The organism is Amycolatopsis sp. NPDC043889 (assembly GCF_056435645.1).
On record NZ_JBWKEC010000002.1, the window covers coordinates 524,768 to 539,658 of the forward strand.

Below are 14,891 nucleotides of genomic sequence, written 5' to 3' on the forward strand. Positions count from 1 at the left end.
GTTCACTTTACCGCAGGTGAACGGCATATCTCGGGAGGGTCTCGGCAGAGTGTCGAACCTCACCGGGGGACACGCCGAAACCCGAGGTCATCGGCGTGTCCACCCAGTGAAATATTCACCTACATCGTGAGAAATCAGCGCGCTTTTGGTTTGCCCGCTGGTTTTCCGGCCGCTTTTCCGCCTGCCTTGGGCCTTTGCTTCTTTTCCCGTACCCGGACATTCACCCGTACGGGGCTGCCTTCGAAACCGAAACGCTCACGGAACTTCCGTTCGATGAACCGCCGGTAGCCCGCCTCGAGGAAGCCGGTGGTGAACAGGACCAGTGTCGGCGGCCGGATACCGGCCTGGGTCGCGAACAGCACCTTCGGCTGCTTGCCGCCGCGTACCGGGGGCGGGGTCGCGGCGATGAGGTCGGCGAGCCAGCCGTTCAGCTGACCGGTGGGAACGCGCTGGTCCCAGGACTTCAGCGCGGTCCGCAGCGCGGGCGCGAGCTTGCGCACGGACCGGCCGGTGAGCGCCGAGATGTTGACCTTGTCCGCCCACGGCACCCGCACCAGGCCGCGGTCCAGTTCACGGACCATGGCATGGCGGCGGTCCTCGTCGACGAGGTCCCATTTGTTGAAGGCGAGCACACAGGCGCGGCCCGCCTCGACGACCATCGTCAGCACCCGCAGGTCCTGCTCGGAAAGCGGTTCGGCGGCGTCCAGCAGCACGATCGCGACCTCGGCCGCGTCGATCGCGGTCTTGGTCCGCAGCGACGCGTAGTACTCCGCCCCGTTGGCCGAGTTGACCCGCTTGCGCAGGCCCGCCGTGTCGACGAACCGCCAGGTCTCGCCGTCCAGCTCGACCAGCGAGTCGACCGGGTCGACAGTGGTGCCCGCGACCGAGTCCACGACGGACCGCTCCTCGCCGGACAGCTTGTTGAGCAGGCTCGACTTGCCCACGTTCGGCTTGCCGACCAGCGCGACCCGGCGCGGGCCGGTGGTGGCGCGGTCACCGTCGCGCGGCATCTCCGGCAGCGCCTTGACGATGGCGTCGAGCAGGTCGCCCGAGCTGCGGCCGTGCAGCGCGCTGACCGGGTACGGCTCGCCGAGGCCGAGCGACCACAGGGACGCGGTGTCGGCGAGCAGACGGTCGTCGTCGACCTTGTTGGCGGCGAGCAGCACCGGCTTCTTCGACCGGCGCAGCACCTTGGAGACGGCCTCGTCGGTGGCCGTCGCGCCGACGCTGGCGTCGATGACCAGCAGGACCGCGTCGGCGGTGGCCATCGCCATCTCGGCCTGCGCGGCGACCGAGGCCTGGAGCCCGGTCGCGTCCGGCTCCCAGCCGCCCGTGTCCACCAGCGTGAACCGGCGGCCCGCCCAGAAGGCGTCGTAGGCGACGCGGTCCCTGGTCACGCCGGGGACGTCCTGCACGACCGCCTCGCGGCGGCCGAGGATGCGGTTGACCAGGGTCGACTTGCCCACGTTCGGCCTGCCGACGACGGCGAGGACCGGCTGCGCGAGCTGCGCCTCCTCCTCGGCCTCGCCCGCGGCGATCTGGGCGTCGAGCGCGGTGAATTCGGATTCGTCGGACCAGGAGCCGTCGATCTCGCCGACTCCGTCTAGCTCTGTCATGTACTCAATCCTGTCGCGTGTCTCGGAGCCCGTGCTCCAAGCGCCATTCGTCCAGTGCCTTCACGAGGTCCGCGAGCGCGATGCGAAGCCGCTCGGTTCCCTCCTCCAGCCCTGTCCTTCCCTTCCCGATCGCGGGAGTGAAAGGTTCGCCGACCATGATGTCGACGCGTGGCCGCCAACGCCTCTTGGCGCCGGCGGGTTTGTACGTCCCCCGAGTGGCGACCGGAACCACGGTCGCGTTCCCGGCGCGGACCAGGAAGGCCGCGCCGCGCTCGAAGTTTTCGGCGTCACCGAGGCCGCGGGTGCCCTCGGGGAAGATCCCCACCGCACCGCCGTCCTCGAGCACCTTGACCGCCATCATCAGCGGTTTGCGGTCCACCGCTCCCCGTTTCACCGGGATCTGGCCCAGCTTCGGGAAGAACCAGCCGACGAACCCCCGGAAGAGTTCCTCCTTGACCAGGAACGCCGTGCGGCGCGACAACATTCCGAACAGCAGCTGCGGTTCCACCATCGAGCTGTGGTTGGCGATGAACACCACCGGACCCGACGACGGCACCCGCTCGCCACCGTGGACCCGGACCCGGAAAGCGGGCCGGACGATGAACTTCGAGATCCCCCTGCCGAAGGTGTGGATCGGGCCGCTCGCGCCTTCGGGCAGTCCCTTCGCGCTCATCTGGCGGCCTCGGCGGGGCACCCTTCGAGAAGACCACGGTGCAGGGCGAGTTCGGCCAGCGCGACGATCACCTGGTCGATGTTGAGCGCCGAAGTGTCCACCTCGACGGCGTCTTCGGCCGCGCGCAGGGGCGACGCCGCCCGCGTGGAGTCGAGATGGTCGCGCCGCTCCACCGCCGCCTTCGCGACATCCACGGTGGACTCGCGACCGGCCGCGGAGTCCTGCGCGCTGCGCCGCGCGGCGCGGACCTCGGCCGAAGCGGTGAGGAAGATCTTGAGCGGGGCGTCGGGCGAGACGACCGTGCCGATGTCGCGCCCCTCGACCACGATGCCGCCGACGCGGCCGAGCACCTCGGCGATGATCTCGCGCTGCCGGGTGACCAGCAGTTCGCGGACCGCCGGGACGGCCGAAACCGGCGACACCGCGGTGGTGACGTCCGCGCCGCGGATCTCGGCGGCGACGTCCTCGCCCGCCAGGGTCACGGTCGCCTCGTCGGGGCTGGTCCCGATGCCGAGTTCGGCCTTCACGGCGACGTCGGCGACCGCGTCCGCGTCGGCCGGGTCGACCCCGGCGCGCAGGACGGCGAGGGTGACCATGCGGTACATCGCGCCCGTGTCGAGGTAACCGGCGCCGAGCTTCGTCGCGAGCTTCCGCGAAACCGTGGATTTCCCGGTTCCGGACGGGCCGTCCATCGCGACCACACCACGCAGGGCTCCCGTCACCGAAACTCTCCTCAGCTCATTCGTCGCTCACCTGATCGACGACCATTCTGCCTGGTGGCACGCGACACGCCTCAGCCGCCCACGGCGAACCGGTCGACAAGCATGCCGATCCGCTCCGCGCGCGCGGGCGCCGGGAGCCGCCGGCTGCGTTCGAGGGTGACCAGGCCGTGCAAAGCCGCCCAAAAGGTCTCGGTGTAGAGGCCGGGGTCGTATTCGCCGGAGACCGGGCCCACGACTTCGAGCAGCGCGCCGAACGCGTCCTTCAACGGCGCTGGACTGTCCGGGCTGGCGAAGTTCAGTTCGCTGGCGAGGGTGAAGATCGCGTCGTAGAGCGCGGGTTTGCGGTCGGCGAAGTCGAAGTAGTTCTCGGCCAGCCGCAGCAGCGCGTCCCGCGAGCCCTCCGCCGCCCCTGCCCCCTTCCGCATGTCGGCGGCCATTTCGGTGCATCCCTCGAGCGCCGCGGCCGCCATGATCGCCCCCTTGCCGGAGAAATGGCTGTAGAGCACGGGCTGGCTGTACTCGATCTTCGCCGCCAGCCGACGTGTGGTGACCGCGTCCCAGCCTTCTTCTTCGGCGATCTCGCGGGCGGTGGTGACGATCAGCTGTTCGCGTTGCGAGCGGTCCCGCTCGCGCCGAGGGGTGGTGACCATACGAACATGCTAGCACCGCTAGACAAGCTAGCAGCGCTAGCGCTAAAGTTCGTCTCGTTCCTAGCGCTGCTAGCTTTTGGAGTCGGAGATCATGACCAGAATCAAGATCGCTTACGTCCTGTCCGCCGCCCTCGTGCTCTTCGTCCTCTACTTCGGGAGCGGTTACGTGTTCTTCCCGGCGTCCCAGACGGGCGGATTCGGACTGCCGGTGATGCCGTCCGAGGGTGACCCGATCCTCGCCGTCAAGGGGGTCCGCGACATCGGCACGGCGCTCGTGGTGCTCGCACTGCTCCTGTTCCGGAACGCCCGCGCACTGGGCTGGGCGATGCTCGCGCTGGCGTTCATCCCGTTCGGCGACATGCTGATCGTGTTGACCCACAACGGATCCATGGGCGCCGCCCTCGGCATCCATGGCGCGACGTGCGCCTTGATGCTCGGGATCTCGGCGCTGTTCCTGATCCGTCCCGCGCGAAACGAACGGTGAGTTACTGTTGTTCACGTGAACGTCGAAGTGACCCCGCTCCCCGGAATAGGCGTCCGCAAGGACTTCGCCACCCGCAACGGCCGCCGCGTCGGCGTGGTGACCCATCGCGATGGACACGTCGAGCTGATCGTGTCCAAAACGGACGATCCCGACGCCTGCTTGGCCTCACTTCCGCTCACCACCGACGAAGCGGGCGCGCTGGCGAACCTGCTCGGCGCGCCCCAGCTGGTCGCCCAGCTGACCGAAGAGCACCGGGACCTGCCCGGTATCAACACCAAGCAGCTGCCGATCAAGGCGTCCTCGCCGTTCGACGGCCGGACGCTGGGCGACACCGCCATGCGGACACGCACGAGCGTCTCGGTGGTCGCGGTGATGCGGGCCGGGCAGGTCCACCCCTCCCCCACGCCGGACTTCAACCTCACCGCGGGCGACGTCCTCGTCGCGGTCGGCACGTCCGAAGGTCTCGAGGCCGCCGTCAAGATCTTGAAGTACGGCTGATCGCCGATGGATCACACCGCACTGTCCTTGATCGAACTCGGGGCGGTCTTCTTCGGGCTGGGCGCGTTGGGCCGCCTCGCCGGGAAGATCGGGATGTCCCCGATCCCGCTGTACCTGATCGGTGGCCTGTGCTTCGGGCAGGGCGGGCTGATCCCGCTCGGCGACATCGGCGACTTCACCCACCTCGCCAGCGAGATCGGGGTCGTCCTGCTGCTGCTCCTGCTGGGCCTGGAGTACTCGGCGGCCGAGCTGTTCACCGGGCTGAAACGCTCGTGGGTGGCGGGTCTCGTGGACATCGTGCTGAACGCCGCGCCGGGCGCGATCGTCGCGCTCATCCTCGGCTGGGGGCCGATCGGCGCGATCGTCATGGCGGGCGTCACCTACATCTCGTCGTCCGGGATCATCGCGAAGGTGCTCGGCGACCTCGGCAGGCTCGGTAACCGGGAAACCCCGGTGGTGCTGTCGATCCTGGTGTTCGAGGACCTGGTGATGGCGCTGTACCTGCCGATCCTCACCGCGGTGCTCGGCGGGGTGAGCTTCCTCGGCGGCTTGAAGGCTGTCGGGATCTCGCTGATGGTGATCACGGTCGTCCTGGTGATCGCGCTGAAATTCGGCCGGTACGTCTCCGCGGCGGTGGACAGCCCGGACCGCGAGGTGTTCCTCCTCAAGGTCCTCGGCGCGGCCCTGCTGGTCGCCGGCCTGGCTTCGGCGATGCAGGTGTCGGCCGCGGTCGGCGCGTTCCTGCTCGGCATCGCGATCTCGGGGTCGACGGCGGAGAACGCGACGCACATGCTCGAACCGCTGCGAGATCTCTTCGCCGCCGTGTTCTTCGTCGTGTTCGGGCTCAACACGAACCCGGCTTCGATCCCGCCCGTGCTCGGCTGGGCGGTCGTCCTGGCGGTCGCGACCACGCTCACGAAGGTCGGCACCGGCTGGTGGGCCGCGCGGAGGCAAGGCATCGGGAAGATGGGCCGGGCTCGTGCCGGAGCCGCGTTGGTCGCCCGAGGCGAGTTCTCGATCGTCATCGCCGGGCTGGCGGTGGCGGCGGGCGCGGTGACCGGCGAGCTCGCGGCCCTCGCGACGGCGTACGTGCTCCTGATGGCGATCCTCGGCCCGACGGCCGCGCGCATCGTCGAACCGGTGGCGCGGGCACTGCAGCGGAAGCCCTTCGGTTCGAAGAGCCCGGCCTCGCAGACCGGCTGACCCCGCCCCCACGCGCCATGAAAGGTCCTTTCCTTGCAAATTTTGCAAGGAAAGGACCTTTCATGGCATTCGTCTAGGCCCGCTCGAGCAACTGCGCGGCCAGCGTGTCCTCCACCCAGCGCTCCCACACGTCCAGCGGCCAAGCACGGTCACGGGTGAGGATCAGGAACATCTCCGGACTGAGGAGCGCGTAGAGGACATCCGCCACCCTGTCGACGGCGAGACCGGTGACAGCACCCGGCTTCCCCATCAGAGCCTTCGCCGCCGTCGCGTGCACGACGTGGCGCGGATCCTCTTGATCCGGCCATAATTCGCGCAGCTCGGGATGAGCCGCGGTCGCGGTGCGGACCATGTCGGTGACGGCGGCGACCCGTTCGAGCACGGCGCGGCTGCCGGTGACGAGCGCGTTGAGCGCCCCACGCGCGTCCGGCGCGTCCGTCACCCGCGCGAACCACGGCCGCTCCATCGTCGCCAGTGGACCGTCGTCGCCGGCGATCGCGACGTCGACCAGTTCCTTCAGCAGCGTCGGCTTGTTGCGGAAGGTGAAGTAGATGGTCTGGACCGCCACGCCCGCACGGTCCGCGACCTGCTGAAGCGTGGTCGCGCCGTACCCGTCGGCGAGGAAGAGCTCCGTGGCGGCCGTGATGATCCGCCGCCGGGTTTCCGCCGCCCGTTCGGATCGGGCGCCCTTGACACCACTCATGACTGGAGTCTATCTCTAGAGTCAATCACTAGAGTCCAACTCTAGTAACGACGCGGATGGGGTGCCAGGGATGACGGCGATCGTCAATCAGCAACAGGCCGAAGCGTGGAACGGCTGGGAGGGCAGGCTCTGGGCGGATCGCCCGGATCGCTACAACGGGATGATGGAAGCCTTCGACGCGCCGCTCTTCGACGCGGCGGACATCGGTGACGGTCACGCCGTCCTGGATGTGGGCTGCGGCGCCGGACTCACCACCCGGCTGGCCGCGAAGAAGGCCGGAAGCGGGCACGCGCTGGGCATCGACCTTTCGGCACCACAGCTGGAAAGGGCTCGCCTGGACGCGGCGGCCGAAGGAATCACCAACGTCGCGTTCGAGCAGGGAGACGCGCAGGTGCACCCGTTCGACGGGCCCGGCTTCGACGTCGTCATCAGCCGGGGTGGCGTGATGTTCTTCGCCGACCTGGTCGCGGCGTTCGCGCATCTTCACGATGCGATGGCACCGGCCGGGCGGCTGGCCTTCGTGGGACCACGGTCAGGCGACGTCGACAGCGCCTACGCACGGGCGACGGCGGCGCTCGCGCCCTACCTCCGCGAGCCCTCCCCCGCCGCACGCGGGATGGGTTCGCTGCTGACGCCCGAGCGGATCACCGAAGTGCTCACGGCGGCGGGCTTCCGCGACATCGAGATCAGGCCGGTGGACGCGGACATGGGCTTCGGGGTGGACGCCGACGACGCGACGGACTTCGTCTTCTCGATGGCCCCGACCCAGCACAACCTGCGGAACGTGGACGCGGCCTCCATCTCCGGACTCCGCGATCAGGTCCGCGACGCACTCGGCGAGTTCGAGACCCCGCAGGGGGTGCGGATCCCCGGCGGCGTATGGGTCGTGACCGCCGCACGCTGATGCCATGAAAGGTCCTTTCCTTGCAAATTTCGCAAGGAAAGGACCTTTCATGGCATTCGCCTAGCCGCGCTCAAGCCCCGAAACGGTGGCGGGAGCGATCCCCACCGGAGCCACCGGAAGCGCCCCCGGAACCGCCGACGGACCCGAGCCCACGACAGGCAGCGCCAGCGAGGTCTTGCCCAGATCCACCGTGATCTTCGGGTACTGCGCCGGTCCCGAGATGAACGAGCCGTCCGTCCCGCCGATGATCAGCGCGAGCTGATGTCCTTGCGGGACGACGTGATCCGTACTCGCCAGCCGGAACGTCATCGTGTACGGCTGCCCCGGCGTCAGCGGCGATTCCTGGCTCAGCGAACGGTGGTTGGCCAGATCCGCCCACCCCCGGCTGATGATGTTCAGCCCCACCGAGACGGCGTCGGTGCTCGTGTTCAGGTAGCAGGCGTCGTTACCGGGCGCGCTCGCGCCCCAGCACGACTGGGTCAGCTCGTTCTTGATGCCTTCCTTCGGTCCCGTGTAGTTCCGGATCATCGCCGGGCCGTAGTCGACGAGGACCGCCGAGAGCCGCGCCGTGGACGTCGACGGCGTCGCGGTCACAGTCACCTTCGCCGTTCCGGACACGTGAAGGTCCTTCGCCAGCGCGCCGGTGCTGAAAAGCACGCGCCCGGTCGAAGTCTCCGTCGGCTTCGCGGCCCAGGTGTTCGAGGACTGACCGGAGGAGTCCGTGAACGACACCGTTCCCGTCCCCGCGGTCGTGCCGAGCGTGCCGACCCCCGGGGTGCTGCCGGACGCGGGTCGCAGGGTGACGGCGCTGCCCGCGGGCCATGCCGGCTGGTCCACCCAGACGTCGGGCTCGCGTTCCACGCTCGCGCCCGGTGCCTTCTCGATACCGTTGTCCACGCCGAGCAGATAGTGGTCGAACCACTTGTGCAGGGTGTCGACCCACGCCGACCGCCGGTAGTCGAAGGGATCGACGTGGCCGGCCTGCGTCAGCCAGATCTTGCGCTCGACGTTCAGCGCTTCCCACCACTGCCCGAAGTTGATCGTCTTGACGTTCAAGTCACCAAGGCCGTGCGAAGCGAGCACGCTCGCCTTCACCTTCGAAGCGCTCTGCACGTAGTCCCGGTCGAGCCAGAACGCGTTGTAGTCGCCGTTCGAGGTCGCTCCCGCGGTGAGCTTCTGGTTCGCCGCACCGCAGTTCTGCCCACCGTTGCGCCGGGACACGGTCTGCGCCAACCCCGCCGGGCTGCCCTGGCGCAGGTTCGCGCCGTCGGAGCGGTAATAGTCGTACCAGGAGCTGATGGCGCCGATCGGCACGATGGTCTTGAGCCCGTCGACGCCGGTCGCGGCGACGCCGTTGGCCACCGTGCCGTCGTAGGACTTCCCGATCATGCCGACCGCGCCCGTCGACCAGGTCGCGTTCGTCCTGGCCGGACCGGTGGCCGTCGTGTAGCCGTTCGCGCGGCCGTTCAACCAGTCGACGACCTTGCGCGCCGAATTGACGTCCGACGGCCCGCCGATGTCGGTGCAGCCGCGGGACTTGTTGGTACCGGCCAGATCCACCAGGACCACGGCGTACCCGCGCGGGACGAAGAAGTTGTCGTAGTAGAGCGGGAAGCCGACCGGCCTGCCCGCCGAGTCGTAGGTCTTGAGCTCGCTCTCGTTGCCCCGCCCGCAGCACGAGTAGTACGGGCTCGCGTCCATGATGACCGGGACCTTCTTGCCCTGCGCCGCCGGTTCCTTCGGCCGGATGATGTCCGCGGCGACCCGGTCCGAACGGCCGTCGCCGTCCCCGTCGAGCCCGATGTCCACCCAGGCCGTCTCGCGGACGGCCTGGGCGAAGTCGTAGACCGGTTCGCTGCTCCGCGGTTTCGCCGCGGCCTGCGGTGCCGCGACCACGGCCGCGGCGACCGCCAAGATCCCTGCCAGCACAACTGTTTTCACGGTTGAGCCCTTCCCCGTCGGCTGAAAGCCCATCAGGAAGAGCTAAACGCGGAGATCACTTGTGCAGTAGAGCGGAAAGTTCTACAGATCGACAGCCCGGTACAGCGAGCCGACCTCACCGCGGTTCAGCCGCCGGATCGAACCCGACCGCTGGGCACCGAGCTGGACGTCGCCCAGCGCGGTCCGGACCAGTTTGCGCACGGGGTGCCCGGTGGCCGCCATCAGCCGCCGCACGATGTGCTTGCGTCCTTCGTGGATGACCAGCTCGATCTGGGTGCGCCCGGCCAGCATGTCCTTGACCCGGAACTGGTCGACCTTGACGATGCCGTCCGGCAGCTCGAAACCCGCCCGCAGTTCCTTGCCGAGCCCGCGCGGGACGATGCCCTCGACCTCGGCGAAGTAGGTCTTCAGCACGCGGAACGACGGGTGCATCAGCCGGTGGCCGAGGTCGCCGTCGTTGGTGAGCAGCAGGAGTCCTTCGGTGTTCTCGTCGAGCCTGCCGACGTGCACGATGCCGGGCGTCTCCTCGTACCGGCCGCGCAGGTAGTCGCCGACGCACGGACGGCCGCGGTCGTCGTTCATCGTGCTGTGCACGCCCTTGGGCTTGTTCAGCAGGAGGTAAACGAGGTCCTCGCGGACCTGGACGCGGGTGCCGTCGACGTGGATCACGGAGTTGTCCGGATCGACCCGGCGGCCGAGTTCGGTGACCACCTTGCCGTCCACGCTCACGCGACCGCGCACGATCAGGTCCTCGGCCGCGCGCCGCGAGGCGACGCCTGCCTGCGAAAGGACCTTCTGCAGCCGAATGCCGTCGGGATGCGGATCAGATGTCATCGATGGTGTCCACTTCGGGTAGCAACGGAGCGATGGGCGGAAGGTCGGCCAGGGACGAGAGGCCCAGTCGCTCCAGGAACAGCTCGGTCGTCACGTACAGCGTGCCTGTGGTTTCGGGGTCGGTCCCCATCTCCTCGATCAAGCCGCGTGCCAGCAGCGTCCTGATCACCCCGTCCACGTTCACCCCTCGGACGGCGGCGACCCTGGCCCTGGTCACCGGCTGCCGATAGGCGATCACGGCGAGGCTCTCCAGTGCGGCTCGCGTCAGCTTGGAACGCTGGCCGTCGAGCAGAAGCTTCTCCACGAACGGGGCATAGACGTCCCTAGTGTAGAACCGCCACCCTTCGCCGACTCGGCGCAGGTCGATTCCGCTGGTCCGCTCGGTGAACTTCTGCGCCATCGTGCGCAGCGCCACGGTCACCCGCGACACCGGCTGGCCGACCGTGTCGGCGAGCGATTCCTCGTTGATCGGCGAGTCGACGACCAGCAGCAACGCCTCGAGCGCCGCTTCGAGCGCCTCGTCGGAGGTGACGTCGGGGTAGTCGCCGTCGCCCGCCGCGACGAGACCTTCGTCGGCAGGCGGCTCCGTCTCGGCCTCCGGCTCGACGGCAGGGGCCTCGGCCGTCTCCGGGGTCGCTTCGGCCTCCGGGGTCTCTTCGGTCTTCTCGGTCTCTTCGGGGCTCACCCGTACTCCTCGTCCTCAGCGGCGGCGCGATCGTGCTCGGCCGCCACCGACGCCTCCTCCACGGACCCGCCGGTCCAGCGCACGTGCAGTTCGGCGAGCGCCTCCAGCTGTTCGAACTGGACCGAGGCCTCCCGGTACAGCTCCAGCAGCGCGAGGAACCGCGCCACGATCTCGACGGTGTGCTCGCAGTCTTCGACCAGCTCACCGAAGGTCGCTTCGCCTCGTTCCGCCAGCTTGAGCCGGAGCAGCGCGGCGTGTTCGCGCACCGAGACCCGGCCCATGTGGATGTGCGCGATCGACACCGTCGGCGGCGGCTTCGGCCGGAAGACCGCGACGGCGATCTCGGCGAACTTCGCCGGGTCGACGCCGAGCATCACCTCGGGCAGCAGCCCCATGTACCGGTCTTCGAGCGCGACCGACCGCGGATACCGCCGCAGCGCGCCGGCCTCCAGCTCACCGAACAGCGCCGCGACCTGTTTGTACGCCCGATACTGCAACACGCGCGCGAACAGCAGGTCCCGTGCTTCGAGCAGGGCGAGGTCGTCTTCGCTCTCCACCTCGGCGGCGGGCAGCAGCCGTGCCGCCTTGAGGTCGAGCAGGGTCGCCGCGATGACCAGGAACTCGGTCGTCTCGTCCAGGTTCCACTCCGTGCCGAGCGCACGGGTGTAGGCGATGAAATCGTCCGTGACCTGGTGCAACGCGACTTCGGTGACGTCGAGCTGGTGCTGCGAGATCAGCTGGAGCAGCAGATCGAAGGGGCCCTGGAAGTTCGACAGGTTCACCTTGAACTTGGACGTGCTCAGCTCTTCACTGGCCAGTCCTTCGGGGACCATCCCGCCGTGCACGGTCTCGTGCACGGCGGGGGTCTCGTCTGCCTCTGTCCGCTCGACCGGCTCTGAGCCGCTGGGAGCAGCCGCGGCCGGGTCGTCCATCAGCTCTCGGTCTCTTTCCCGTCCTCGCTGCCCGCCCGCAGACGCTGGACGAGGACCGAGTCCTCGCCCGCCGCGTCGAAGTCGGCCAGCAGCACGGCCACCGCCTCGCGGACCAGCCTGCCGCGATCGAGTACGAGGCCGTGCTTCGCCCGGAGGTTCAGCCTGGCCTGCTCCATCGCCAGCAGTTCGTCGCCGGAGACGTAGACGGTGATCTTCGCGTCGTGCTTGGTCCGCCCGGACCCGCTGCGCGCGGCACGGGTCAGCTGTTCCTTGTGCGCGTTCCCCGTCTCGTTCCCGTTGCCGTTCCCCTTCGCGGGGGCGGGCTGTTCGGGCGCGGGCGGCAGATCGAGCGCGGGGCTGGAGGTGATCCTGAAAAGTTCGGACGCTCCGGGCAGGGAAGCTCGCCTGCTCACCGAGCGATCACCTCACGGGCAAGCGCGCGATAGGCCGCCGCGCCCGCTGATTTGGGAGCCCAGGTCGTGATCGGCTCGCCCGCGACCGTCGTCTCGGGGAACCGCACGGTGCGGTTGATCACCGTGTCGAACACGGTGTCGCCGAATGCCTCCACCACTCTCGCCATGACCTCCTTCGAGTGCAGGGTTCTCGGGTCGTACATGGTGGCGAGAATCCCGGTGATGTCCAGTTTGGGGTTGAGGCGTTCCTGCACCTTCTCGATGGTGTCGATCAGGAGCGCTACGCCTCGCAGACTGAAGAACTCGCACTCCAGCGGGATGATCACACCGTCCGCGGCGGTCAGTGCGTTCACCGTCAGCAGGCCTAGCGAGGGCTGGCAGTCGACAAGAACATAGTCGTAGTCGTTCATGACCGGACGAAGGACCCGTAACAAAGTGTGTTCGCGCCCTACCTCTGCGACCAACTGGACCTCGGCCGCGGACAGGTCGATGTTGCTCGGCAGCAGGTCGACACCGTCCACCCGGGTCTTCCGGATGACGTCGGTGATGCTGACCGAGCGCTCCATGATGACGTTGTAGACCGTCTGGTCCAGCTCGTGCGGCTGAATGCCGAGGCCGACCGAGAGCGCGCCCTGGGGATCGAAGTCGACCAGCAGTACCCGGCGGCCGCATTCGGCCAGCGCCGCGCCGAGGTTGATGGTCGAGGTGGTCTTGCCGACCCCGCCCTTCTGGTTGCACATGGCCATCACCAGTGCGGGACCATGCCGGTCCAGCGGCGGCGGATCGGGGATCTCGCGGAACGGACGGCCCGTGGGGCCGATAGCGTCCCTCTCGAGTTCTTGCTGCTTGGTTTCTTTGGCGCGCTTGGCCTTGCGGCCGCGGGAAGAGATCGTGTCCTCCGACGGTTCGTCGCCGTCGTGTTCGGCGGGGGTTGCGATGGTCACCTGGCTGAGGCTCGCGGCAGCCGAACCGGCGGACGCGGACGGCTTCGCCGGCTCGTTCGGTGTCGACATAACGCGAAAGCTCCTCTTCAGCAGGATCCTCGGCAGCCTATGCGCGATCCGTGAGTCGAGCCAACGAGGCACGCCGGGACCGACCGGGTCGATTAGGCCCCGTTCTAGCCGAGCGCGCGGGGATGTGCTGTCGCATAAACCTCGCGGAGCGTGTTGACCGTGACCAGCGTGTACACCTGGGTGGTGGTCACCGAAGCGTGGCCGAGGAGTTCCTGCACGACGCGGACGTCGGCGCCGCCTTCGAGAAGGTGCGTGGCGAAGGAATGGCGCAGCGTGTGCGGGGAGACGCCCGCCGTGATCCCCGCCGATTCCGCGGTGTCCTTGAGAACCTGCCACGCGCTCTGCCGGGAAAGCCGGGAGCCGCGGGCGTTCAGGAACATCGCCGGCGTCCCCCTGCCGTGGGTGGCGAGCGCCGGCCGCGCGCGGACGAGGTACGCGTGCACCGCTTCCAGCGCGGGACGGCCGATCGGCACGATGCGCTGCTTGCCGCCCTTGCCGTCGAGCAGCACGGTCCGTTCGGCGTCGTCGATGTCGTCGACGTCGAGCCCCACGGCCTCGGAGATCCGCGCGCCGGTGGAGTAGAGAAGTTCCAGCAGCGCCCGGTCCCGCAGGGGGCGTTCGCCCTCGGGCGGCGGGGTTTCCAGCAGCTTCAGCACGTCGTCCACCGGCAGCGCCTTGGGCAGCCGTTTGGCCGCGGCGGGCGGGCGGACCTCGCGGGCCGGATCGTTCTCGGTGATGCCGTCGGCGTGCGCGAACTTGTGCAGCCCCCGCACCGCGACCAGCGCGCGGGCCGCCGAGGACGCTGCCAGCGGCTGATGCTCTTCGTCGCCTTCGCGCAGCGCCGCGCCGAAGGAGGTGATGTGCGCAGAGGTGACGTCGCTGAAGCGCTCGACGTCGGCGGCGCCGAGGTACGCGGTGTACCGGCGCAGGTCGCGGGAGTAGCTGTCGAGGGTGTTCCTCGCGGTTCCGCGCTCGACCACCAGATGGTCGAGGTAAGCGGCGACCACCTGGGCGACTCCGGTACCGCCTGCCCGTGACACACGGACACTCTAGGACGACCGCGACCCGTTCGGGGGGTTCGCCGCGCGTACCGCGTCGCGGGTGTGAAACGGGCTACCTTGGGAGCATGTCCCAGCAACCGGACCCGGACGAAATGCGCGCCGGCACAGCCGAGCGCGAGGAGGCGGCGCGGCTGCTCGCCGACCACTACAGCCAGGGAAGGATCACGCCGGACGAGTACGAGGGCCGCGTCCTCGCCGCGTACGAGGCCGTGACGTTCGGCGAACTCCGGCCGCTGTTCCAGGACCTTCCCGCGCCGCATCCGGCGTACCTGGCGCCGCGGTTCGACCCGCCGCCGTTCGTGCCCGTGTACCAGCAGCCCGCCGCGGTCGCGCCGTACTCACCGAAGTCGAAGGTCGCCGCCGGGGTACTGCAGATCGTGCTGCCGTTCGGGATCGGGCGCTTCTACACCGGCCATGTCGGACTCGCTCTGGGGCAGCTGGCGGTCGTGGTGGTCACCTGCGGCGTCGGGGTGGTCTGGCCGATCGTCGACGGGATCGTGCTGCTGGCGAACGGCGGCACCGACGCGCAGGGCCGCCGTCTCCGGGACTGAACGCCTCG

General features: G+C 68.9%; 17 protein-coding genes. 5 read left to right on the forward strand and 12 right to left on the reverse strand.

The annotated features are described in order from the left end of the window. Positions 1-134: 134 nt before the first annotated feature. The 4 genes from der to AC0685_RS07760 all read right to left on the reverse strand — a co-directional run bounded on the left by der (position 135) and on the right by AC0685_RS07760 (position 3,661). The gene (gene der, locus AC0685_RS07745) at positions 135-1,616 is read right to left on the reverse strand and encodes a ribosome biogenesis GTPase Der (protein ID WP_478224866.1); all 1,482 of its coding nucleotides are present in this window, start codon (positions 1,614-1,616) and stop codon (positions 135-137) included. Positions 1,617-1,620: 4 nt separating this feature from the next. After that, the gene (locus AC0685_RS07750) at positions 1,621-2,289 is read right to left on the reverse strand and encodes a lysophospholipid acyltransferase family protein (protein ID WP_478224867.1); all 669 of its coding nucleotides are present in this window, start codon (positions 2,287-2,289) and stop codon (positions 1,621-1,623) included. Next, positions 2,286-2,990 (reverse strand): (d)CMP kinase, encoded by a 705-nt coding sequence (gene cmk, locus AC0685_RS07755; RefSeq protein WP_340688489.1) that lies wholly within the window; start codon positions 2,988-2,990, stop codon positions 2,286-2,288. Before cmk ends, AC0685_RS07750 begins: the two co-directional genes overlap by 4 nt. Before the next feature lie 92 nt (positions 2,991-3,082). Further along, entirely contained in the window at positions 3,083-3,661 is a 579-nt protein-coding gene (locus AC0685_RS07760; protein ID WP_478224868.1) for a TetR/AcrR family transcriptional regulator, read from the reverse strand. Between the two features lie 91 nt (positions 3,662-3,752). Between AC0685_RS07760 and AC0685_RS07765 the strand changes: the two genes are divergently transcribed. Genes AC0685_RS07765 through AC0685_RS07775 form a run of 3 tightly spaced genes read left to right on the forward strand, consistent with a single transcriptional unit; the run spans position 3,753 to position 5,846 of the window. After that, the gene (locus AC0685_RS07765) at positions 3,753-4,145 is read left to right on the forward strand and encodes a DUF4267 domain-containing protein (protein ID WP_478224869.1); all 393 of its coding nucleotides are present in this window, start codon (positions 3,753-3,755) and stop codon (positions 4,143-4,145) included. A gap of 15 nt (positions 4,146-4,160) precedes the next feature. Further along, the gene (locus tag AC0685_RS07770; RefSeq protein ID WP_125786286.1) at positions 4,161-4,643 is read left to right on the forward strand and encodes a cation:proton antiporter regulatory subunit; all 483 of its coding nucleotides are present in this window, start codon (positions 4,161-4,163) and stop codon (positions 4,641-4,643) included. Between the two features lie 6 nt (positions 4,644-4,649). Beyond that, entirely contained in the window at positions 4,650-5,846 is a 1,197-nt protein-coding gene (locus AC0685_RS07775; RefSeq protein WP_478224871.1) for a cation:proton antiporter, read from the forward strand. A gap of 73 nt (positions 5,847-5,919) precedes the next feature. Here AC0685_RS07775 and AC0685_RS07780 read toward each other — a convergent pair whose 3' ends face one another. Then, positions 5,920-6,549: a TetR/AcrR family transcriptional regulator gene (locus AC0685_RS07780; RefSeq protein WP_478224872.1), complete on the reverse strand. Its 630-nt coding sequence runs from the start codon at positions 6,547-6,549 to the stop codon at positions 5,920-5,922. A 70-nt stretch (positions 6,550-6,619) separates the two neighbouring features. On the opposite strand from AC0685_RS07780, the gene AC0685_RS07785 reads away from it, so the two are divergent. Continuing rightward, positions 6,620-7,453 carry a class I SAM-dependent methyltransferase gene (locus tag AC0685_RS07785; protein WP_478224873.1) on the forward strand — a complete coding sequence of 278 codons (834 nt, stop codon included), beginning with the start codon at positions 6,620-6,622 and terminating at the stop codon, positions 7,451-7,453. A 60-nt stretch (positions 7,454-7,513) separates the two neighbouring features. On the opposite strand, the gene AC0685_RS07790 is transcribed toward AC0685_RS07785, so the two are convergent. The 7 genes from AC0685_RS07790 to xerD all read right to left on the reverse strand — a co-directional run bounded on the left by AC0685_RS07790 (position 7,514) and on the right by xerD (position 14,278). Further along, the gene (locus AC0685_RS07790) at positions 7,514-9,382 is read right to left on the reverse strand and encodes a Xaa-Pro dipeptidyl-peptidase (protein ID WP_478224902.1); all 1,869 of its coding nucleotides are present in this window, start codon (positions 9,380-9,382) and stop codon (positions 7,514-7,516) included. Between the two features lie 93 nt (positions 9,383-9,475). Then, positions 9,476-10,228: a pseudouridine synthase gene (locus AC0685_RS07795; protein ID WP_007035528.1), complete on the reverse strand. Its 753-nt coding sequence runs from the start codon at positions 10,226-10,228 to the stop codon at positions 9,476-9,478. Further along, entirely contained in the window at positions 10,218-10,913 is a 696-nt protein-coding gene (gene scpB / locus AC0685_RS07800) for an SMC-Scp complex subunit ScpB (protein ID WP_478224874.1), read from the reverse strand. Before scpB ends, AC0685_RS07795 begins: the two co-directional genes overlap by 11 nt. Then, positions 10,910-11,845, reverse strand: a complete 936-nt coding sequence (locus tag AC0685_RS07805) for a segregation and condensation protein A (RefSeq protein WP_478224875.1) — start codon at positions 11,843-11,845, stop codon at positions 10,910-10,912. Before AC0685_RS07805 ends, scpB begins: the two co-directional genes overlap by 4 nt. Further along, a complete protein-coding gene (locus tag AC0685_RS07810) occupies positions 11,845-12,258 on the reverse strand; it encodes a cobyrinic acid a,c-diamide synthase (RefSeq protein ID WP_340685723.1) in 414 nt (137 codons plus the stop codon). Before AC0685_RS07810 ends, AC0685_RS07805 begins: the two co-directional genes overlap by 1 nt. Then, positions 12,255-13,271: a ParA family protein gene (locus tag AC0685_RS07815; protein WP_478224877.1), complete on the reverse strand. Its 1,017-nt coding sequence runs from the start codon at positions 13,269-13,271 to the stop codon at positions 12,255-12,257. Before AC0685_RS07815 ends, AC0685_RS07810 begins: the two co-directional genes overlap by 4 nt. Before the next feature lie 104 nt (positions 13,272-13,375). After that, entirely contained in the window at positions 13,376-14,278 is a 903-nt protein-coding gene (xerD, locus tag AC0685_RS07820; protein WP_465436755.1) for a site-specific tyrosine recombinase XerD, read from the reverse strand. 119 nt (positions 14,279-14,397) lie between these two features. On the opposite strand from xerD, the gene AC0685_RS07825 reads away from it, so the two are divergent. Next, positions 14,398-14,883 (forward strand): DUF1707 domain-containing protein, encoded by a 486-nt coding sequence (locus tag AC0685_RS07825; RefSeq protein WP_478224878.1) that lies wholly within the window; start codon positions 14,398-14,400, stop codon positions 14,881-14,883. Positions 14,884-14,891: the final 8 nt, after the last annotated feature.